We start from the raw sequence: 22,673 nt of genomic DNA on the forward strand, positions 1-22,673 counted from the left end.
GTAAATAATACAGATGGTTTTTCCAGTTTATTAAAATGTCTTTGTTTCTACCTCTGTCAGCTCATCATTATACATCGGCAGGGAAGCTCCTTTTTTAACAAAGAAAGGAATATTAGCAAGCGAAACATCCAATGTAATCGTTCTTCCCCCTTCGTAAACATCGCCAGTATAATAATCGACCCAGCCTTCCGGATTTTTCGGCAGGTAGATTTGCCGTTCTGTTTGTCCTTCTTCTACAACAGGGCAGACAAGCAGTTTATCCCCCAGCATAAAATCATCACTATCTTTATACGTTTTCTCATCCTCTTCAAAAGCATAGAATGTCGGAAGAATAATTGGCTCATAATTATCGTGAGAATTTTCTACCAGACTTTGAATATAAGGATTCAGACGTTCATGAAGATGCATTGCTTCCTTCACTTCCTCCAACACCTCTTCATGCATCCACGCCTCGTTTACAGACCCATCATCATTCCATGAATGAATAGAGAATCTAGGATAAAATACACCGCATTGCACCCATCTCAAAAACAATTCAGGATCTGGCTTTGGTCCCGAAAAGCCGCCGATATCATGCCCAAAATTATAAATACCGGATAAGCTCAATCCAAGCGCTATTTTATTATTAAACTTCAGTGTATGCCAGCTTGTCCGATTATCTCCTGTCCAAGTCTGTACATACTTGGACATCCCCGCACAGCCTGAACGGCTGATAATATAAGGGTGCTCCTCTGTATTGTATGCAAGCTGCACCTCCCGGGATGCCTTCATCATCAAGAGTGACATGATGGCACGATAATCCTGGAAGTTTCCGCCTTTTCCAAATCCATGCACCTGCGCTTTTTGATCCCAAATTTCAAACTCGTTATTATCATTCCATGTGCAATTAATATGATTATCTAACAGCTTGGTTTTAATCTGATGCTTCCACCAGTTGATTGTATCTGGATTGGTAAAGTCTAAATAATATCCTTCATCATCCCAGAACTGAACCAGCAAAGGCTTTCCGTGTTCATCTTTAATAAACCCGTCAAACGCTAAAACCTCATCAAGCAAAGGATGATTCAGCATAAGTGATGGTTTAATATTTGCTACAATTTCTACACCTTCATCAGTAAAATGCTTTCCAAATGCTTTGGGATCCGGGAACTTATCATAATTCCAGTTAAACACATAGCGTTTCCCGTCAATGGAAGTATAGCCGGAAGAAAGATGGAAAGAGCGCACTTTTATATCATGACGGTTACATTGCTCCAGAAACCCATTTAGTAACTCTTGTGAATCCGGCAAATCTGTATACTGCATCGTAGAGCCAGAATAGGAAATCGCCCATGCCGGCATTTTAGCCGGTCTTCCTGTCAGCCAGCTGAATCGCTTTGTTACATCCTTGATTTGCGGTCCGGCGATCACATAATAATCTAAGAAATTACTATTTGTCTCATAATAGCGGTAATAACCATGGTAATTATCCAACTCCTGGCCAAAATCAAACACCGAGTTCTGGTAATCATCATAGAAAATTCCGATAGATTGACGAATTTCCGGCTTATAAGTGATATAAAACGGAATATGCTTGTATAACGGATCTGTTGTTTCCGCATTATATCCCATTGCATCAATATTATTCATCCGAAATCTTCTTCCATGTCTATCAGCAGCACCGGCTTTCTCTCCTAACCCGAAATACATCTCTTCTAAACCACGTTCAAGATAGTGGCATGTAGGCTGATTGGCACTAATATGATGCTGGTAGCTCTGCGTCTTGCGGTCTGTCATCACCTGTTCAAAGGATCCATCAGCATTTTTTTGAAACCAAGTTAAATAGAATCCTTCCTTTTGAATATCTAATTTTAATTCTTCTGTTGTAATGGTAATCGACTCATCCGACTCTGAAAAGCTGTATTCTGGCAAAGAGAACGGTTTCATATTTTGACGTGAAAGTCCTTCAAATGGCAATTCCGTATCTCCTGGCGTAATTGTCCAGGTTGGAAAGCTGATTTCTTCTTCCGTACTTACTCTTACATTAATAATCGACGGCTCCAGCACACGAATATGCGTATATATTGACTGCTCCTGATTATGCAAAATAATCTGATTCTCTTTATGAGCGGTTACATCAAACCTTTTCATTCTATTCCTCCTAAAATAACAACGTTGTTATTTATAATATGACATAATTTTAGAGAAAAAGAAAGGGATAATACTTTCTTTCCAGAAAAAACATCTTCTTTTCATCCATAAAAATAAAGAGAGAGAAGAATCTTTTTTCTCCCCTCCCTTTTATTCGAAAGGAAACAATCAATCGTCTCCTTCCTCCCATTGCACACGCTGCATAAATTCTGCCGAAGCTTTATAGCCCTGCTGCTGCAGGTACCAGTTATTTGCAGCTGCTTCTACTAACCCAGCCACATCCCGCCCTGGCTGGAGCTGAATTTCGATTCTTGGAATTTTCACACCCATGTATTCCTCATGATCTGTTTTTAACTCCAAATCATTATTGAGTGCATCCTTCTCCCACTTTGTCAGTTCAATATCCAGAGAAATACGTGATTCGTCCTGGAATGCCTTTCTGCCGTACATACGGACAACATTTAAGAGACCAACACTGCGAAGAGCAAGAAATTCCCGGTTAATATCATTATGTGTCCCGAGAATTGTCTGATGGCTCACTTTTTTCAATATAACAATGTCGTCGGAAACAAGACGATGCCCCCGGCCAATTAAGGTATGTGCCAGCTCACTCTTCCCTACACCGGACTCCCCGCGGATTAAAACACCAATGCCGGAGACATTCAGACATACACCATGAACGGCAATTTCTGTTGCCAGCTGACGTGTTAAATAATTATCTACTTTGGCGATAAAATCAACTGCCGTATCCGCTGTGCGCAGAAGAGGAATGTTCTCCTCCTGACAGAATTTAGTTAAATAAGTAAGCCCCTCTTGATTCGAAGTAACAATAAAGCATGGAGGATGATAGCTCACCACATGGTCTATCCGTTCCTTCCGTTCTTCAATATTCTGCTGCTTCAAAAAGTTAATTTCTTTTTTCCCTAAAATCTGCACACGCTCCATCGGGAAAAAATCAAAATAACCAATAAACTCCAAACCTGGGCGATGTGTCCTGGCCTTTTTGATGGTACGATCTAATTTTTCTCCTCCAGCCAGCACTTCTAATTGAAATTCTTTTACTAAGTCATTTACACTGATAGATTTCAAAGCTCCGCACTCCTCTCTACCCTGCTAGTTTCCCTATATTATAACGAATTATAGGATAAAGAGACAGGCTCATGTAGGAAAAATCGCTATTTTACGCATTTTATACCGTCAAATTTTGGACACGATAAAAATATGCTTGAATTTTTTCACTTCATTAACAAAAAGGAGCAGGAAAGCTGTGCGAGATCATATCACCTTTCTACACACTCTATTTAATAATTTGAACACGTTTAATATAGCGTCCATCTACTTCTAAGATGCAAAAGGTTAAATTCTCGCGTTCAAGAACATCTCCTTCTTCCGGGAAGGTAGTGAAATTTCTCAATATATATGCTGCAAGTACATCATCTTCTTCTGGGATATCCGTATCAAATGTATTGTTTAACTGATGCAGCGTAATCTTCCCATCACAGATAATTTCCGTTTCTGTCTGTTTTTCAATCAAAGCATCCTCTTCTATGTCTGTCTCATCTTCAATTTCCTGTCCAATCATCACTTCAATAATATCCTCTTGTGTTACAATACCTTCTGTACCGCCATATTCATCCAAAACAATGGCCATATGCTTTTTTTCCTCCAGCATTTTATGAAATACCCATTCGGTATTATTAAATTCATACACACGAAGCGGATTCATATCACTATAATTTGCCAGCGTTTTTTCTTTGTCATCGCTCCAGGCAATTAAGTATTTGGAATGAAAAACCCCGACAATATCATCGACATCCTCTCCAAAAACCGGATATCGTGTAAACGGGCTGGAAAGAACTAATTCTTTGACCTCCTGGTAGCTTGCTTCATGCTCCAGACCGACAATTTCGACACGGGGGGTTTTAAGAACATCCTTTACATTCAAATGATAAAAATCAAATACACCTCGAATCCGTGATGACTCCTCTTTTTGAAAAGCTCCTTCTGAGTCTGCAATATCAACAATTGCCCGCAGTTCTTCCTTGGAAACAGATTCAGCCTGTACTTCTCCTTTGGATAGTGCATTGGTAATCAAGCTTGTCAATCCATTTAATAAAAAGGTGACTGGTTTAAGGATAAATACAACCGCCCGGATAATTGGGTATACGATAAATGAAATACGGTTTGGAAAACTGGCTGCCACAGATTTTGGCAAAACCTCTGAGAATACAATAATGGTGACTGTAATAACAGCTGAAGCAATACCTATGTTCCAACCATAGTCTATCGCAATGATTGTAACCAGTGTAGGAAGGATAATATTTGCAATATTATTTCCAATTAAAATAGCTGTAATAAATTCACTGGGCTTAGAAATAAGATGAAGAATTTTTTTTGCTTTTTTATTTCCATCGTTTGCCTTTGCCTGCAACTTAACTTTGTTTGCCGCAGTTAAGGCTGTTTCACTTCCTGAAAAGAAAAAAGAGACAAATAATAAGAAAATGATCGCAATGATCACGAGTAAATTCCTCCTAAATAAGATAAAGTTTTTAGTGTGCTGATAATGCTTTCTAAGTAGAGATAAAAAGATAGCTTTCCTCGATTTGAAAACTATCTTTTCTATACTTGTCGGGTCTTAAAATTTATATTTATAATAAATTCTGAATGAACACCCGGATAACATCCGCTCCGCCGATAAGTGTTCCTAAGGAGCTTCCAATATTGGCAAATACGACAACAAGCAGAATGCGTGTTACTTTGTTATTCCAGAAGCCTTTTACAGAATGCACATCATCTGCTAATGAATCAAAATCTCCTACATTTGGCCGCTTAATATAAGCCTGAACGAATCCTGCAAACCACCCGGCTGCAAGTAATGGATTCAGCGAAGTAAATGGCGCTGCGACAAATGCTGTTAAAGCAGCTAATGGATGTGCCAACGCTACAAATGCACCGATAGCTGAGAGCGAGCCATTCCATAGCACCCAGCTGATTGTTTGTTGCCAGCCTGCGGACGGGTTCATCATAAATGTATAAGCAATAACCCCAATAATTAGAATAGGGATTGTCCATCCGATTACTTTCGGCCACTTTGATTTTGGCGGGCGCTCCCGCAGCTTTTCTAAATCCTGTTCTTTTTCAATTTCTTTTGTAATACCTGGAACATGCGCAGCGCCAAGTATAGCTACAACCTTCTCACCCGGAGCTTCTTTAATTTTTTGTGATAAATACTGGTCCCGTTCATCAATTAATGGCTTCTTTAAGTCTGGAAAATGCTCGGTAAACTCCTGAAGCATCGCATTAATCGTATCCTGCTGCTTCATTTTTTCTAATTCTTCTTCAGAAATTTCCTCTCTGCTGAAAATACTTCCAAATACCTGCATTAGCAGCATTGCCTTTCCTTTAAAGCTGATGTTTCCCCAAATTCTTGAGAATGTAATTTGAATATCCCGATCAGCTAAAACAAGCTCTGCACCTGTTTCTTCTGCAGATTCTATACCTTGTATCATTTCTTCTCCCGGGCGAATGCCGAATTGCTTAGCCATCCGCTTCTGAAAGGAAGAAACCGCCAAGTTCATTAATAGCATCACTGCTTTTTTATCCCGGATGACTTGAAAGATATCTGTGTTTTTCCATTTATTATTATCCTTCACAGATTGAAAACGCTGGGCGTCCAGCTCAATACATACAGAATCTGGATGCTCTCTTTCAATGACTTCCTTAACCTGCTCCGCACTATTTTTCGAAACATGGGCTGTCCCAATTAAAATATATTCTTTCCCATTTAAATGGATTCTTGTGATATTCTCCTCACTCATGTACCATCCTTCTTCCTGCTATGATAAAATCCAAAGCATTGTTCCTTTTTAAAGTTTGTATAACCTATTGTAATACATTTTCAACAAATAATTAAACATCAGCTCACAAATAACGTATGATATAGGAAGTAAGATAATAAAATGATTAAAAGTGCATGTTCAAAAAGCTGTCAGAGGAAGTCTTACAGGTTCATGTGAAATGCCTTTTTGAACATCCTCTAAAAAAGACACAAATATGGAGGATTACTTATGTTTCACTATCAAATAAATGAAGATTTGGTGATACGGCAGCTGCAAATGTCCGATGCGAATGCCTTATTTAGAACGGTAGAAAAATCCAGAGGCGAACTTCGTGAATGGCTTCCCTGGATTGAGACGACAAAAAAACCGGCGGATTGCTTAGCCTTTATTGATTTATGTCTTCAGGGCGCCCAGCGCAGACAGTCGCTCAATCTTGGTATTTTTAATCAGGATAAGCTTATTGGCTGTGTGAATTATAATTTTATTGATTGGCAAAATGGCAGCACCTCCATCGGTTACTGGTTAGATCCCGACTATCAAGGAAAGGGTGTTATGACAGCAGCTGTTCAAGTGTTGATTGATTATGCTTTTTACACATTACAGCTAAATCGGATTGAAATCCGGGCAGCAACACATAATAAAAAAAGCAGAGCCATTCCAGAACGGCTCCGTTTTCAAAAAGAGGGCATTATCCGGCAGGGAGAATGGTTATACGATCATTATGAAGATTTAGTTGTTTATGGGCTCTTGGCAAGGGAATGGACACATTAATACTTTAAAATACAACAATTTTTGACACTGCTTTATTTCTGCGTTTCTCTCATTTTCACTTCAATAATTTCTTTTGTACTGGTTTTAAAATAAATATCAATAATCACGCCAAATTCTTTTTCCTTACCGACCAGCCATAGCTTAAATGTTTCGACAGTTTGTTCTCCTTCTGTTTGTCTGCCTACATGCAAATAATCTACAATTTTATCTTGAGGATATTTCGCCTTGACTTCTTTCATGGCAACCTGTCCCCATTCTGCATATTCCGGTTCTTCTGCATTCACCCATGTCCCGATCAGCAAAGGAATGATAATAATACCGGCAAAAATAAGCGCTCGATACATTCGGTTCATCATGCCACCTCCTAATTAACATTAGCTTTTGTTATTTTTATGTTTTTATGCTAATCAGATGCTCGCATTTATTTCCCGGGAAATGGGCGCACTGCTTTTCTGTAAATAGTTATCCACAAGGCAATAACTCTATAATTTCTTGCCGCTAAAAAACAGGCTGTGCTTTACCACAGCCTGTTCGATTATTTCATCTGCACCCCATGCAGGTGAGCAAAGATACCTTTTTTCTGTAAGAGTTCCTCATGTGTTCCTTCTTCTTCAATGCCTTTTTTCGTCACAACCATAATGCGATCTGCCTCTTTAATTGTCGCAAGACGGTGGGCAATAACAAGTGTAGTACGGTCGGCTGCAAGCTCGTTCAATGCTTTTTGAATGATCATCTCTGTTTCTGTATCAAGTGCAGAGGTGGCTTCATCCAAAATTAGGATTGGTGGATTTTTCAAGAACATACGCGCAATCGCTATACGCTGTTTTTGACCTCCTGACAGCTTCAGTCCCCGTTCTCCGACCTGTGTTTCGTAACCATCTGGAAGCTCATTGATAAAGTCTTCCATATGTGCACGTTTGGCCGCAAGCTCTATTTCCTCATTCGTTGCTTCTAAATTACCATAAGCAATATTCTCACGCAGCGTTCCAGTAAATAGAAATACATCCTGCTGAACAACACCTATATTGCTGCGGAGGGATTCCTTTGTCATATCCCGGATATCCATTCCATCAATCGTAATCGATCCCTCATTCACATCATAAAATCTTGGGATTAACGCAGAGATAGTGGTTTTCCCTGCACCAGATGGTCCGACAAAAGCAACTGTTTCTCCTGGATTAATATGAAAGCTGATATCATTTAGAACAGGTTTTTTCGTTTTATCATAGCTGAAGCCGACTTGATTAAATCGGATATCTCCTTTTAAATCACTGACTACTGTGGCATCCGGCTTGTCCTCGACGTCCGGATTCACTGCCATCATATCTGAAAAACGTTTGAAGCCTGCCATTCCTTTTGGATACAGCTCCAAGAGTGCTGTTATTTTATTAATCGGTGTTGTTAATACATTTACAAACAAGATAAAACTGACTAATTCCCCATAGCTGAGACGATCCGTATAAGTGAACCAGGCACCTACTACAAGTACAAGCAGTGTCATTAAGCGCATAAGCAGGAAAATATTCGAATGAACAATTCCCATTATTTTATACGCCCCTACCTTCACAAGGCGGAACTTTTCATTATTCTCCTGGAAGCGTTCCTTCTCAAATTCTTCATTTGTAAAGGATTGTACAACGCGCACACCTGAAACAGCGTCTTCTATCCTCGCATTAACTCCCGCAATATTTGCATACATTTTCCTCCATGCCTTATTCATGCGAATGTTTCCAAACGTAATAAGGAAAATCAATAGAGGTACAGTAATAAGAACAATAAGTGCTAAAACTGGATTAATAGTGAACATAATAAAGAATGCACCCATAAATGTCATAATCGAGATAAAGAAATCCTCTGGGCCATGATGGGCCAGCTCTCCTAAATCGAATAAATCATTGGTAATACGGCTCATAATATGACCTGTTTTCGTATTATCAAAGAAACGAAAAGATTGTCTCTGTACCTGATAGAATAAATCCCGACGCATGTCTGTTTCTATATTAATACCGAGCTTGTGCCCTAAATAGGAAACAACATATTGCAAGTAAGTACTGATAATATAAATAATCAACAGCAATACAGAGGTGACAACAATAGCATTCCAGTCCTGACCAGGCAACAGCTGATCGATAAACCACTGAACAGCTACCGGAAATGCCAATTCAAGCAGTGCTACAACTACTGCAGCTGAGAAATCTATAATAAATAACCGCTTATGTGGTTTATAATATGAAAAAAATTGACGCAGCATTCTTATCTCCCTTTCTTTTGTTTTTTTATAATGGTAAGCACATATTAATGAATTATATATTTAATCTCTTATGAAAACAATATACTTAACTTCATATTCGAATTAAAAACGCAGGCCACAGCCGATTTTAAAATGCAGAGACTTACTCGAAATCTTAATTTGCAGTCTAATTTAGCTGCCCTTGAATAAGAATAAATTTCCGCTAAAACGATACTTTTCCAATGTACTGAGAAAGTTTGTCCCAGTCCGTGCATACCATTAAAAAAGGGGGGCGTTTCACGTGAAACCAATGAAGCTTATTTGCTATCTGGTGGGGTTTGTTTTTCTCGTTTCCGGACTGATGAAATTTATAGACCTGTCGATGGTCAGCAGTTTTGAACAGATGGGGGTGCCTTTATCTAATTATGTTTATTTTTTTGTAGCTCTTTTCGAAGTGATGGCGGGGATGCTATTAATCGGCAGAATATTTATCCACATATCCATTATTCCGCTTATCTTTATTATGCTTGGTGCACTCTTTTTTACAAAGGTGCCTGTCCTGACTGGCGATGGAGTATTCGCATTTCTCTTTGCATCGCGATTAGATATTACGTTACTTATATTGCTCATCTTCCTTTGGACACAACGCAAGGAAAAAGAAGCCTTTACTTAACTTTCCCACAACCAGATTGTGGACAACATCTGTGTAATTCTAAAAACCTGTATATATCTTATGGATAAACCAATCTTATCCACAATTATATCCACATATGCACAAATGTTCGCCGTTATCTTGTATAGGAACATGTTTTCCACACTAAATATAGAAAAGAAAATAATATTTATCCACCGTTTGTGCATAATTCTTTATTTCTGTGGATAATTAATGAACACAAAAAGAATGGATGATTCTTCTTTTCATCCATTCTTCTCTCATTATTCTTGAACCTCCAGCACAATCTCCGTTTGATTAAGCTCCCCGTCCCGATAATAGTCTACTTTTATATGATCTCCAACGTCTTTCTGCTCATAAAGGATTTTTCGCAAATCAATCGTGTTATACACAGGCTCGCCATCTAACGCTACAATGACATCATATTGTTCAATACCTGCTTTATCCGCTGGAGATGCGTTTTCCACACTCCATACATATACACCGCCATCTACTTCTAATGGCAGCTGCAAAGTATTTCTCCATTCATACTGAGGCAGCTCCTCAATTGAATAAATCTCTACACCTAAAAATGGACGGACGACTTCGCCATGCTCCTCCAGCTCCTGCATAACAGGAAGAGCACTATCAATTGGAATCGCAAATCCTATCCCCTCTACTGCTTCTTCATTAATTTTCATGGAATTAATCCCAATTAATTGTCCATATAAGTTAATCAGTGCTCCGCCACTATTTCCCGGATTAATCGCTGCATCTGTCTGAACAACTTCTGCCTGCCAGTCAGGCTGCCCATCAAAATTAAAATCCATTGGAATTGTACGCTCTGTTCCACTGATTACTCCTTGGGTAACTGTGCTCGATAAGTATGCTCCTAACGGGTTTCCAATAGCAATCGCTGGCTCTCCCACTTTTAAATTTGCTGAAGAGCCTACTTCCATTGCCTTATCTTTATTTCCACTCTCCATTTTAAGTACTGCTAAGTCTGTAAATAAATCACTTCCAATAATATCTGCTTCCATATGTGTATCATCATACATAATAACTTCCACTGCATCTGCATCTTCAATAACATGGTGGTTTGTTACAATATACGTTTCACCATTCTCTACTTTATAAATAACACCTGACCCAGTCCCTGCTTCAATACCATCTGCACCGGCTCCCCATGAAACATTCTGCTGAATATTGGTAATACCGACTACAGCCGGGGTTACTTGTTCAATAATATCTGTCAGCTGCGTGGAGACATCTACCTGCATTGGCTGACCTGCTGAATCATCATTGCTGCCGGAAGTCTCATTGTTTTCTTCTTCAGCAAGATTTGCCTGCTCAGTATTCTCATTATTAAGAAAATCAGGGTTAATAAGTATCACAAGTATTCCACCAATGATAATACCTAATAATAGCGGGACAAGCCATTTATTTTTATTGCCTGGCGGCTGTGGTGGCTGTGGCTGATCCGGTTGATCATTATATTCCATATATCCTTCTCCTTATCAATTTATCTACCTAAGTATTCCCAAAATTCCTTTAGTACTAAACCCATAATTCCTACTTCTTTATTAAATAAAAAGGACTGCATTGGGCGGCTAATTTCAGTTTATGCATAAATGAAATTTTTATCCCAATACAGGCCTCTGTACCTTTTCCTTTGAGAAATTCTAACCCGTTCAGACACGCTCCGTTACAGTACTGACCTCGTAAAGCGGTGTTGGTGCTTCGGGGTCTGTATCATGCAGTTCTAATTCAATTCCCCGTTCAGCCAGAATCTGATTGACAGACATGCGCGCCAGATCCTTCATATTATTGTCTAAGCTAAGATGAGCTAAATAAATCCGCTTGGTGCGGTTAGAGATAATATCCGCCAGAGCGAGACCGGAATCTTCATTTGAAACGTGCCCGGAGTCACCCAGAATACGTCGTTTTACATTCCATGGATAACGCCCCATCCGCAGCATCTCTACATCATGATTCGCCTCAAATATATAAGCATCTGCATCTTCGACAGTTTTCTTAATCCGTTCAGATACGTAGCCTAAATCTGTAACCAGTGCAACCTTTTGCCCGTTACTGCGGAAGGTATAAAACATTGGTTCTGCAGCATCATGAGATACACCAAAGGATTCGACTTCTATATCACCAAAGCTCCGGACCGATTCCATATCGAATTGAAACTTTTGGTCAATTGTCAGTTTGCCAAGGGAATTATCCATTGCCTGCCATGTTTTCTCATTTGCATAGATAGGCAGATTATACTTTCGGGCAAAGATACCCAGACCTTTAATATGGTCACTATGCTCATGTGTTACAAGAATTCCGTCAAGACGTGACGGATCAACATCAATCTCCCCAAAAAGTCCATCCATCTTTTTTCCGCTTAAGCCAGCGTCTACCAACAGGCGCTGCTGTTCTGATTCTATATAAAATGCGTTGCCTGTGCTCCCTGATGCAAGCACACTAAAACGTAAGGTCATTCTGACTCACTCCTAAAAGGCTCAATCTTATTCTCTATGACAGAAATAAGGTTATCAGCTAGAGAATCATCCTCATCCGCCATTAAATAGAGTTTTCTTAAATAATTATCCTCTAGCATTTTCACAAGATAATCTTTATAATTGCCGGAATACGTAGAGGATTCGGCTGCATTAACAAAATAATCACGCTCATCATCTACAGTTATTTTATAGGTCGGTGCGAATACTTGCGTTCCCTCTTCCGCTTCGGCAATTCTTGAGTAATAGCCATAGCTGACATCTGTTATATCATCTTCTGCATTTAAATAACGACTTTGAAGCAAGGAACTAATAGCAATCTTAGGAGTATTTAAGGTTGGGCTTCCCTGTGTATCGGTCTCCCCTAACATGGTTTGTGTATAATGTGTAATTTCATTATTATCATTAACATAAAAAGTAAGCATTGCATGTCGATTTAAGTAAATTGGATGCCCTTCCTTATTTTGAAAGAAAACAATAATATTTAAATCATCGTCCCATGCTCCAAAGGAAAAGTCGGATGCATCTAGAATATAAGGGCTGACCAGACTGGAAAGCGTTTCTTCATCCGCATTGTCAGGAATCTTTAATGGAGAAGAAAACTCTACTATTAATAATTTACTGTCCAGGGTCTTCTCGGCCTTGATATCCTTGTTATCATTTAAATTACTGATTTCCGATCCTGTAAATTTCTTTTGTGCGGAGGAAATATAACTCAGTTCCGGGACCTCAAAATCAACATCAGCAGAAATAGTAATGTTTTCCTCTCTCAGCTCTTCGTCCAGGTCCATATTACTCGTATCCAGCTCTGGAATATTCATTTCATCCTGTTTGCTGATAAATTGATATAGTAAATACCCATTCAGGACAAGGAAGCTGAGGATAAACAGTGTTTTAATATGTGACCATCGCATCTCAGCTTCCTCCTTCAACGTTCTGTGTTCCTGTATTTTTTTCTGGTACTGCTGACCAGCTGTCATTCACACGCTGGTACCAATCCGGCTCTAATAATACATAGTCCTCACCATTAACATCCTTTTCAACCGTCAAACGATATCCAATCTGCACATCCTGAATATCTGCTATATTTTTACTCTGCTGAATGCTCGAAATGATTTCATCGCTGTCTCTTAATTTTTTGCTGGATGTATTAGCAACAGTATCCAATGTTATCAATGAACGGGTGTATTCACTCAATTGATCACTCTGCCATCTTTGATAAATTGTTGATAAATCCATATAAGAATTATTTATAACAGGATATTGAAACCGATACAAACGGTAAGTAACACTGTCATTCGTATAGCTGTCCAGACGATAATCATCTGTAAACCCTGCATGTTCATTAATATTTTCCAAGCTTTGCTGAAAGACACTTTTGTCTACCGGTTCTTTATTCCACTCAGCAACATTGATAAACTTCATCCCATGCCCTGTAATATTTAACTGTCTATCATCTGTCCGATACATAATTGATTCCGGAGCAGATTTCGATTCACTCACCAGATTGGGACGGGTGAACATGATATTTCTAACATCAGCAGAATTAGTCCTATCGAAGGTATACTTAAATGATTCCATTGATTTTTCTTCAACTGGAATATATATATTTCTGGCAGTCTCCGTCAATAAATAATTTTCTTCAAATTTTTTATCTGTCAGATTACTAAACATCGACAGCAATTGCTCATAGTTTGTCGTAGAATGGATAGTGCCTTCAACTGCTTCATCCCCATCCAAAGAAACAAAATAAACCTTTAATAACTGATCTTCTTCTTGTAATTGAATATAAAACCGATCTACATAAAAGTTCATATTTTTCGACAATGTACGGTCTATATTTAAAATATTTTCAAATAAAGATAATGGAACTCCTGTTGGAAATATAATTTCTACTTCTGCATCAGCAGTCTTTTCTTCTGCATCTGTACTTTGCAAATCGGTAATTTCCCATGTCTGGATATCTTCAAATAATTCGGCACTATCTTCTGGATCCACATAGCTGTAGAATTCTCCGTTTATTTTAAAAACAACGTCATTTGGTTTTATAACATCATTTTCTTGCTTTTGCTCGCCGCCCAGATCAGCTTTATCAACCGACTCATCGTCATTTAGCGGTTCATACTCTGCTCGATAATTCCACATTCCAAAAGTGAGAATTAAGCTCGTTCCTATTAATATAATCAGCAACAATGATTTTGCAGTCTCTAACTTCATTTGCCTTTCCCCCGCTTCGAACCCATGAGTGGCAAGGTAAATAGAATTGTCGTTCCACGCCCTTCTTTACTTTGCGCCCAGATTTTCCCGTGATGGGCTTCTACAAGCTCTTTCGTGATAGCCAGACCAAGACCGGTGCCTCCAAGCTTTCTTGTTCTGGCGCGATCGGCACGGTAGAAACGATCAAATATTTTATCAAGCTTATCATATGGAATACCCACACCTTCATCCAGAATACTAATAATAACAATATGACGTCTTACATCGAGATTTACACGAACCTTTCCGCCTTCCGGAGAGTATTTGAAAGCGTTGGTAATAATGTTGTCAAACACCTGGGTAATTTTATCTCTATCCATCCATACAAATGATTTTCCTTTTGGTATATTACGCTCTAACGTAATTGTTTCGGGCAGATTCATTTCGTACCGGTCCAAAACCTGATGCACATAGCTCATGAATTCGGTTCTTTCCTTGTGCATCGGCAATTCATCCGAATCCATTTTAGATAGCTGCAGCAGGTCGTTTACCATCCGGATCATACGGTCTGTTTCTTTCTGTGTGACCTCTAAAAATCGCGGCGCAATTTCTTTGTTTTCCCAAGCACCATCAGATAACGCTTCTAGATAACTTTTCATTGTTGTCAGCGGCGTCCGGAGCTCATGTGACACATTCGACACAAAGTCTCTGCGTTCCTGATCAATTTTCTCCTGCTCAGTAACATCACTAATCACGGTGATAAAACCAGTCGTTTCTTCTTCCTCATCAACAACTGTAGAAAAATTAGCCCGTATAATAAACGGCGTTTCTTCATCACTGAAATCAATAATTATCGAACCGCTATCCGGCAGCTTACTGATATCGACAACTTTTTCTTCCAGCTTTAAAACATCAATTAAGTCCTCTCCAATGACATCATCCGGATTTAAACCAATCATTCTGGCTGCAGCATCATTCATCAATGTTACGGCCCCAGACTCGTCTGTAGCAATAACCCCGTCACTCATATAGGAAAGAACAGAGCTTAGTTTCCTCCGCTCCTCTTCAATGGTGGCATAGGAGTGCTTCAGTCTGCTGTTTAAATCATTAAATGCCTCCGCCAGCTGTCCGATTTCATCCCGGCCATAGATCTCGAGCTGCTGTGTAAAGTCTCCATTCGACATAATCAATGCTTGTTCACGCATTTCCTGAATCGGTTTAGTAATTGTACGTGCTACCAGAATCCCAAGTATTGCCGAGATACTTATCGCTAAGATAGAGCCCTGGAGAAAGATATTATTAATTCCTTCAATCTGATCATAAACCTCCTCCATAGAGGCTTTAAATTGAATTGCGCCGACTGTATTTCCTTCATCTCCGACCAACGGTTCCACATGTACATAGACTCTGCTATCTGTCTCCCGGTCAAAATATGGTTTTTGCTGGGATTTATCGAAAAGTAAGGTATTCCTTACATCGATATCTGTGGTTTTTCTCCCAATTTCCGATCTCCCATCGATCCGGTTTGTCCCTAAAGTCCTTCTTTGATTATCATATACATGGATTGTCGTTGCCAGATTATCTGTGTTGACATCATCAATAATTGTCTGAATTTCCTGCTCTAAACTCGGATCTTCTTCAGAACGGTCTCTTATAAAGGCTTGTTCCAGATTATAGCTCAGCATTTCGACACGCTCATTAATTGATTGTTTAAAGGTCGTCGTCAAGTCATCTTCCAACCGGTTGGTAAAAAAAGACCCAATAACCTGTACAGCTAAGATTAGCAGCAGGATGTAAATAATAATAAACTTTAACTGGATCGATCTGAAAAAACCAACTTTATTCATCATGCCTTACTCCTGCTCAGGATTACGTAAATAATACCCGACACCTCTTCTTGTTACAATCCATAATGGGTTACTAGGGTTTTCTTCAATTTTTTCACGCAAACGGCGGACCGTAACATCTACAGTACGCACATCTCCAAAATAATCATAGCCCCACACAGTTTCTAACAAGTGCTCCCGTGTCATTACCTGTCCGATATGACGTGCCAAATAGTGTAAGAGTTCAAATTCACGATGGGTTAATTCAATTTCTACTCCTTTACGAGAAACAACATACGCATCCGGATGAACGGCTAAATCTCCGATGACAATATCCTTCGTTGTTTTTGCCGGCTCTTCTGTAACATTCTCACGACGCAGATTTGCTTTGACACGTGCAATTAATTCACGATTGCTGAATGGTTTGGTTACATAGTCATCTGCACCCAGTTCTAATCCAAGCACTTTATCAATTTCTGCATCCTTTGCAGTCAGCATAATAACCGGGATACTCTGTGTTTTACGCACTTCACGCAAGACCTCATTCCCGTCTTTTCCAGGCAGCATGATATCTAGTAAAATTAGATTAGGGCGCTCTGATTCTGCGAGTTCAATCGCTGTATCCCCATCATTTGCCACCACTACCTGATAGCCTTCTTTTTCTAAGTTAAATTGTAATATATCTGCAATTGGCTGTTCATCATCGACAACTAATATTTTTTGACTCATTGGTTGCACATCCTTTTTTAGTTAAATAATTTATAAAAATGTTATTAGATTGGAATTAAAATTTTGCCTTTATAGCCTTCGCTACTGAAAAACACTACGCTTTTCCACAGGATTTTCCGTGTTTTTCCTCCGCTAATTATAGTGCTTAACCGTGGAATAAATGATTTTTATACAAATATCAAAAGATTTATTAATTATACTTCTGGTATTTGTATAAAATAATTTAATTGGATTCACTAAAATATAAATCCATATTATGAACAATGCTATTTCTACAAAGTCTATAGAAATAGAGACTTACTCTCTCTATTTTAACGTAAAACAGCGCTTCTGTCTTGTTGGCTGAATATAAATATACATTAGAAAAAATTGGATACATTATTTTTCAAAACTTACTTCATTCTATTTTTACGGAGTGCCAGAAAAATAATCAGTCCAAAAGTAATATAGATTATAATTGCTGCTATCCCTAACCATGTATAGAGGCGGAAAAATTCAATTAGCTGATAGATAACACCAAAAACTATAAAGATATAAAAAATAAAATAACCAGGCTTCTGCTTGCCTCTTTTTAAGAAAGAATAGACAAGCGTCGCTGCCAAAAAGGTGAAAATGATTAACATAATAATCGATAATATTAGCATAAAAACATCGAACTCTGCCCCTGGCTGGACAAAATTCATCGCTATCTCTCCTTTATCACTTTCCCTCATTTTAACATAGATTAGAACGTTCATTTTTCTCCGCACAGGAAAAGGAGCTGATCGCAAAAATCAGCTCCTTTTCCTACATTCATTACTTTATTATGGACGATACACACTTCTTACTACGTTTGTCTGCGAACGATCTGGACCAACAGAGAAGATAGATAATGGAATTTCTGTCAGCTGAGAAATCCGCTCCAGGTAGTGACGCGCATTGGCTGGAAGTTCATCCAATGTCTTCACTCCAGTAATATCCTCTGTCCAGCCTGGCATTTCTTCATATACCGGCTCACATTCTGCTAATGCTTTTAAGCTTGCAGGAAATTCTTTAATAATTTCCCCTTTGTAGCGATACGCAACGCAGATTTTTAATGTTTCAATACCAGTCAGTACATCAATGGAATTTAGAGATAAATCCGTAATTCCGCTCACACGGCGTGCATGGCGGACAACGACACTGTCAAACCAGCCTACACGGCGCGCGCGTCCTGTTGTTGTACCATATTCACGCCCGACCTCACGAATTTGATTTCCCACTTCATCATGTAATTCTGTTGGGAAAGGACCATCACCAACACGTGTTGTATATGCTTTTGACACACCTACAACATGATTGATTTTTGTTGGGCCTACACCAGAACCAATCGTCACACCACCGGCAATCGGGTTAGAAGACGTTACAAACGGATACGTACCTTGGTCAATATCAAGCATAACACCTTGTGCACCTTCAAACAGGACACGTTTGCCCTCATCAATAGCGTCGTTTAAAACAACAGATGTATCTACCACATAAGGAGCCATTTGCTGCCCATATTCATAGTACTCGTCTAAAATATCCTCGACTTGAATGGAATCGGACTCATATACTTTTTCAAATAAACGATTCTTTTCTTTTAAATTCTGTTCTAATTTTTCACGGAAGGCTTCTTTATCCATTAAATCAGCAATGCGGATACCGACACGTGCTGCTTTATCCATATAAGCAGGGCCGATCCCTTTTTTCGTCGTACCGATTTTATTAGCACCTTTTTCTTCTTCTTGAAGAATATCCAGCTTCAAATGGTATGGAAGAATCACATGCGCGCGATTACTGATACGAAGATTATCTGTAGAAACATTACGCTCATGTAAATAAGCAATTTCTTCTACAAATGCTTTTGGATCGATAACCATTCCGTTTCCAAGAACACAGGTTTTTTCACTAAAGAAAATTCCTGATGGTATTAAATGTAACTTGTACGTTACATCATCAAATTTAATCGTATGGCCAGCGTTATTTCCGCCTTGATAACGAGCAACTACTTCTGCATTTTGAGATAGGAAATCGGTAATTTTACCTTTCCCTTCATCTCCCCATTGCGTACCTACAACTACTACTGAGGACATGGTGCACCTCCAAGATTGATTTTATATATGAAACTTTTTGTCCTGCCTATTTTTTGCCTTTTGATAATATACACAGCTGAACAATCATTTATCATTATTTGTATTTTACTCACTAGTTAATAGTTTATCAGTTAAAAAAATAAACGTCAATGTAGAACACGAACGTTGTTTTTCATTTTAACTTTATCATACGCTTAATTCGTCTGTTTATATTTGTTGCAGCTTTAAAAACACGAACTAAATACAATAACAAAATGGTAATGTTCGGATTTCATCTATAAATATAAAAAGGCAACCCCAATATAATTATTGGAGCCGCCTTTCAAAAGGAAATCTCTATTTATTCAATACCTTCTGTCCATTCAGCTACTTTATCCTGATTAGCTTCTACCCAATCAGCAGCTGCGTCTTCTGGAGCAGCGCCTTCGTTAATAGCTAGCATAACCTCTTCCATATCATCTGTATCCCAATAGAAGTTATCTAATACTTGATATGCTTCCGGAGCGTCGTCTTCTAAGCCTTCACGAACCATTGTTTCAATAGATTCTGCTTCACCGAAAACACCTTCCGGGTCTTCAAGATATTTCAAATCATATTTTTGGAATTTCCAGTGTGGAGACCATCCAGTAACAACAATCTCATCTTCATTATTAATAGCACTGCCTAATTCTGTGGCCATTGCACCACTGGAAGAAGTTTGTACAGTCCAGCCATCCAGATTATCATATTCTTCCACTGCATTTTCAGCAGCATTTACAACACCAGCACCAGCTTCAATACCTGTAATGGTTTGACCTGCTTCATCGGTTAGATCTTCAATAGAATCTACATCCATATATTCCGGTACGACAAGACCAATTGCTGCTCCTTCTAAGTTAGGTCCAAGCTGTTCAACTTGGTCACCATAAGCTTCGAATTGCTCGGCATGTGTTCCTGGTAACCAGGCAGCTACCATTCCGTCTGCTTCACCGCTTGCAACTGCTTCCCACATAATGGCATTATCAAGTGGGGTTAATGTCACATCATAACCTAAATCCTCCAGTACTTTTCCGACAACATTTGTAGAGGCTACCTCTGTATCCCACTCTACATAGGCTAATTCGATTTTGCCATCTACTCCGCCTTCTGCAGAATCACTATCTCCGTCATCGCTGTCATTACTTCCACAACCAGCAACAACTAGTCCAAGTGCTAATGAACCAATAAGTCCTGCACGTTTCAGACTCCATTTAGACATAAATAAAACTCCCCTTTTCTTAAAATTATTTTTTCTATATTGACACTTTTCATATCAACAGAGGAATGAACCACTCTTAATTGAAAAGATTGTCATGCAGATTTATCTTTTTGCTTTATTCATATTTTGTGTAATACGGTCAATAATAATCGCCAGAATTACAATTCCGATACCAGCAACAAATCCGGTACCGACAGATGCACGTTGGAGAGAAGAAAGCACTTGACTTCCAAGTCCCGGCGCACCAATCATTGACGCAATTACAACCATTGAAAGTGCAAGCATTACCGTCTGGTTAATACCAGCCATAATCGTTCCTTTTGCCATAGGTAATTCTACTTTAAACAGCTTCTGTGACCCTGTAGCACCGAATGAATCAGATGCTTCAATTAAATCATTAGAAACCTGACGGATACCTAAGTTTGTAAAACGAACAGTCGGCGGTGTCGCAAAAATAAGAGATGCGAATACACCCGGAACCATCCCGATTCCGAAGAATGCTACCGCCGGGATTAAATATACGAATGCCGGCATTGTCTGCATAAAGTCTAATACTGGTGTAAGAATCGAATTGGCAATTTTGCTTTTTGCCATTAATATTCCCACTGGTACACCAATAATGACAGACAATAAACTTGCTAAAATAACCAAAGTCACTGTAGACATTAACGCATCCCATAATCCCTGGTTATATACAAACCATAGGCCAATGATAGAGAACACTGCTAATCCTAACTTCTTACCGGAAACAAAGAATGCAATCACGGCAACAATTAAGATAAACAGAATTGGCGGGATACCTGGTAGAAGATCTCCAGATACAAAGTCCATAAAATCGCCAAAATGGTCTTTAATTGGTTCGAAAAGAAATGCAAATGTATTTTGAATCCAGCTTGTCGCTGATTCAGTCCATTCTGCTAATGGTATTTTATCCATAAAATCAAGCATCTATATTCACCTCACCATCATTTGCAAGTGCGGCCAATACCGCTCCCCGGACAATAATTCCATTTAAACGATTATCATCGCCCACAACTGCAATCGGGATAGGAGTATCATAAATCATAGAGAAAATTTCTTGCATCGGTGTATCCGGTGCAACTTTTAATATATCTGTTTTTAAGATTTCTTTAATATCTGACACTTCCTTTTTACGAGCTTCGGAAGCATCGTCTGCTGTGACATAACCTTGTAATCGTCGTTTTTCATCAACAACAAGAATGCTTGAGATTCCTTCCTTGCGCATTCTTTCTAACGCTGCTCTAGGACCATGCTTATCAATATTGATTGTCTCCGGACGCTTCATGATATGACTTGCAGTGAGGATTTTCGAGCGGTCTACATCTTCCACAAATTTCTCAACGTAGTCATTTGCCGGATTCATTAGAATTTCTTCCGGTGTTCCAATTTGTACAATAACTCCATCCTTCATTAACGCAATTCGATCTCCTAAACGAAGAGCTTCATCAAGATCATGCGTAATAAAGATAATGGTTTTCTTCATCGTAGATTGTAAATCAATTAACTCATCCTGCATTTCTTTACGGATAAGCGGATCAAGTGCTGAGAAAGCTTCATCCATTAACAGTACTTTTGGATCGTTAGCCAAAGCACGGGCCAGTCCTACACGCTGCTGCATCCCGCCAGATAGCTGGCCAGGTTTCTGATGCATATAGTCACCTAATCCCACAAGCTTTAATGATTCTTCTGCACGTTTTTCCCGTTCAGCTTTATCAACGCCTTGTACTTCTAAACCGAATCCTGCATTTTGTAAGATGGTACGATGCGGAAAGAGCGCGAATTGCTGGAATACCATTCCTAATTTTTCACGACGTACTTGTCTTAATGCTTTTTTATCTAATGTCGCTAATTCTTTTCCATCAATAAGGATAGATCCTTCACTTGGATCAATTAAACGATTTACTAATCGGACTAAAGTAGACTTCCCACTACCTGACAGCCCCATTATGACGAATATTTCTCCTTCTTCTACAGAGAAACTGGCACGATTTACTCCGACAGTATTCCCTGTCTTTTTCAATATTTCTTCTTTGGTCATACCTTGATCTAACATTTTGATAGATTGGCCGATATTTTTACCAAAAATTTTAGACAGGTTTTTTGCTTCAACTACTGCCATATAATCACCTCTCTATTTTATTTTGATTGGTAGTACATCTGTTTGAAGGCAAATCAATCTATGGTGCTCCTGAACGGTTTATTCTGTAAACAAAAATAAATGAATCAACTATAGACTCATTTATTTTACGGCATCCATTTAGATGTGTTCGCTTGTTTCTAGGCAACTCTATTTATTATAGGTATATTTATGGAAAATCTCAAACAGCCTATAACGTCGTTTCCCAAGAGTTTTAAGCAGTTTATCTCATCTGTTCCATACAATGTGATCTTTTCTGCCTTTTCCTGCGGTTTACTTTTAAATACTCTCTTATATTA

At 38.9% G+C, this 22,673-nt stretch carries 19 protein-coding genes; 2 read left to right on the forward strand and 17 right to left on the reverse strand.

Features of this window, described 5'->3' with window-relative positions; genetic code table 11:
• Nucleotides 1-30: 30 nt before the first annotated feature.
• From MKY30_RS05750 to MKY30_RS05765, 4 genes are all read right to left on the reverse strand, one after another.
• Nucleotides 31-2,130, reverse strand: coding sequence for a glycoside hydrolase family 31 protein (locus tag MKY30_RS05750; RefSeq protein ID WP_341083073.1), 2,100 nt, complete (start codon nucleotides 2,128-2,130; stop codon nucleotides 31-33).
• Nucleotides 2,131-2,298: 168 nt separating this feature from the next.
• A complete protein-coding gene (gene hprK, locus MKY30_RS05755; RefSeq protein ID WP_147212486.1) occupies nucleotides 2,299-3,219 on the reverse strand; it encodes an HPr(Ser) kinase/phosphatase in 921 nt (306 codons plus the stop codon).
• A 208-nt stretch (nucleotides 3,220-3,427) separates the two neighbouring features.
• Complete coding sequence (locus tag MKY30_RS05760; RefSeq protein ID WP_341083077.1) at nucleotides 3,428-4,648, reverse strand: CNNM domain-containing protein; 1,221 nt, start codon at nucleotides 4,646-4,648, stop codon at nucleotides 3,428-3,430.
• A 130-nt stretch (nucleotides 4,649-4,778) separates the two neighbouring features.
• On the reverse strand, nucleotides 4,779-5,948 hold the full coding sequence (locus MKY30_RS05765) for a TraB/GumN family protein (RefSeq protein WP_147212488.1): 1,170 nt from the start codon (nucleotides 5,946-5,948) through the stop codon (nucleotides 4,779-4,781).
• A gap of 249 nt (nucleotides 5,949-6,197) precedes the next feature.
• Between MKY30_RS05765 and MKY30_RS05770 the strand changes: the two genes are divergently transcribed.
• A complete protein-coding gene (locus tag MKY30_RS05770; RefSeq protein WP_341083079.1) occupies nucleotides 6,198-6,740 on the forward strand; it encodes a GNAT family N-acetyltransferase in 543 nt (180 codons plus the stop codon).
• A gap of 32 nt (nucleotides 6,741-6,772) precedes the next feature.
• On the opposite strand, the gene MKY30_RS05775 is transcribed toward MKY30_RS05770, so the two are convergent.
• A complete protein-coding gene (locus MKY30_RS05775; protein ID WP_246145274.1) occupies nucleotides 6,773-7,093 on the reverse strand; it encodes a DUF3889 domain-containing protein in 321 nt (106 codons plus the stop codon).
• Between the two features lie 182 nt (nucleotides 7,094-7,275).
• Nucleotides 7,276-8,991 (reverse strand): ABC transporter ATP-binding protein, encoded by a 1,716-nt coding sequence (locus MKY30_RS05780; protein WP_147212491.1) that lies wholly within the window; start codon nucleotides 8,989-8,991, stop codon nucleotides 7,276-7,278.
• Nucleotides 8,992-9,280: 289 nt separating this feature from the next.
• Between MKY30_RS05780 and MKY30_RS05785 the strand changes: the two genes are divergently transcribed.
• The gene (locus tag MKY30_RS05785) at nucleotides 9,281-9,643 is read left to right on the forward strand and encodes a DoxX family protein (RefSeq protein ID WP_339286358.1); all 363 of its coding nucleotides are present in this window, start codon (nucleotides 9,281-9,283) and stop codon (nucleotides 9,641-9,643) included.
• 263 nt (nucleotides 9,644-9,906) lie between these two features.
• On the opposite strand, the gene MKY30_RS05790 is transcribed toward MKY30_RS05785, so the two are convergent.
• From MKY30_RS05790 to MKY30_RS05840, 11 genes are all read right to left on the reverse strand, one after another.
• Nucleotides 9,907-11,124, reverse strand: a complete 1,218-nt coding sequence (locus tag MKY30_RS05790; protein ID WP_341083081.1) for a S1C family serine protease — start codon at nucleotides 11,122-11,124, stop codon at nucleotides 9,907-9,909.
• A gap of 189 nt (nucleotides 11,125-11,313) precedes the next feature.
• Nucleotides 11,314-12,117 carry an MBL fold metallo-hydrolase gene (locus MKY30_RS05795; RefSeq protein WP_156986284.1) on the reverse strand — a complete coding sequence of 268 codons (804 nt, stop codon included), beginning with the start codon at nucleotides 12,115-12,117 and terminating at the stop codon, nucleotides 11,314-11,316.
• Nucleotides 12,114-13,049 (reverse strand): two-component system regulatory protein YycI, encoded by a 936-nt coding sequence (locus MKY30_RS05800; RefSeq protein WP_186813732.1) that lies wholly within the window; start codon nucleotides 13,047-13,049, stop codon nucleotides 12,114-12,116. Before MKY30_RS05800 ends, MKY30_RS05795 begins: the two co-directional genes overlap by 4 nt.
• A 1-nt stretch (nucleotide 13,050) precedes the next feature.
• Entirely contained in the window at nucleotides 13,051-14,352 is a 1,302-nt protein-coding gene (locus MKY30_RS05805; RefSeq protein ID WP_339283844.1) for a YycH family regulatory protein, read from the reverse strand.
• Nucleotides 14,349-16,178, reverse strand: a complete 1,830-nt coding sequence (gene walK, locus MKY30_RS05810) for a cell wall metabolism sensor histidine kinase WalK (RefSeq protein WP_147212522.1) — start codon at nucleotides 16,176-16,178, stop codon at nucleotides 14,349-14,351. The genes MKY30_RS05805 and walK overlap by 4 nt, the downstream gene beginning before the upstream one ends.
• Nucleotides 16,179-16,184: 6 nt before the next feature.
• Complete coding sequence (gene yycF / locus MKY30_RS05815) at nucleotides 16,185-16,886, reverse strand: response regulator YycF (RefSeq protein ID WP_147212497.1); 702 nt, start codon at nucleotides 16,884-16,886, stop codon at nucleotides 16,185-16,187.
• Between the two features lie 392 nt (nucleotides 16,887-17,278).
• On the reverse strand, nucleotides 17,279-17,569 hold the full coding sequence (locus MKY30_RS05820; protein ID WP_339283845.1) for a hypothetical protein: 291 nt from the start codon (nucleotides 17,567-17,569) through the stop codon (nucleotides 17,279-17,281).
• Between the two features lie 120 nt (nucleotides 17,570-17,689).
• Nucleotides 17,690-18,979 (reverse strand): adenylosuccinate synthase, encoded by a 1,290-nt coding sequence (locus tag MKY30_RS05825; RefSeq protein ID WP_147212499.1) that lies wholly within the window; start codon nucleotides 18,977-18,979, stop codon nucleotides 17,690-17,692.
• Nucleotides 18,980-19,319: 340 nt separating this feature from the next.
• Nucleotides 19,320-20,216 carry a glycine betaine ABC transporter substrate-binding protein gene (locus tag MKY30_RS05830; RefSeq protein ID WP_341083083.1) on the reverse strand — a complete coding sequence of 299 codons (897 nt, stop codon included), beginning with the start codon at nucleotides 20,214-20,216 and terminating at the stop codon, nucleotides 19,320-19,322.
• A 102-nt stretch (nucleotides 20,217-20,318) separates the two neighbouring features.
• Nucleotides 20,319-21,164 (reverse strand): ABC transporter permease, encoded by an 846-nt coding sequence (locus MKY30_RS05835; RefSeq protein WP_341083084.1) that lies wholly within the window; start codon nucleotides 21,162-21,164, stop codon nucleotides 20,319-20,321.
• Nucleotides 21,157-22,356, reverse strand: a complete 1,200-nt coding sequence (locus tag MKY30_RS05840; protein ID WP_156986288.1) for a betaine/proline/choline family ABC transporter ATP-binding protein — start codon at nucleotides 22,354-22,356, stop codon at nucleotides 21,157-21,159. Before MKY30_RS05840 ends, MKY30_RS05835 begins: the two co-directional genes overlap by 8 nt.
• Nucleotides 22,357-22,673 lie beyond the last annotated feature (317 nt).

It is taken from the genome of Oceanobacillus sp. FSL W8-0428, from assembly GCF_038004405.1.
GTDB lineage: Bacteria > Bacillota > Bacilli > Bacillales > Amphibacillaceae > Oceanobacillus > Oceanobacillus sojae.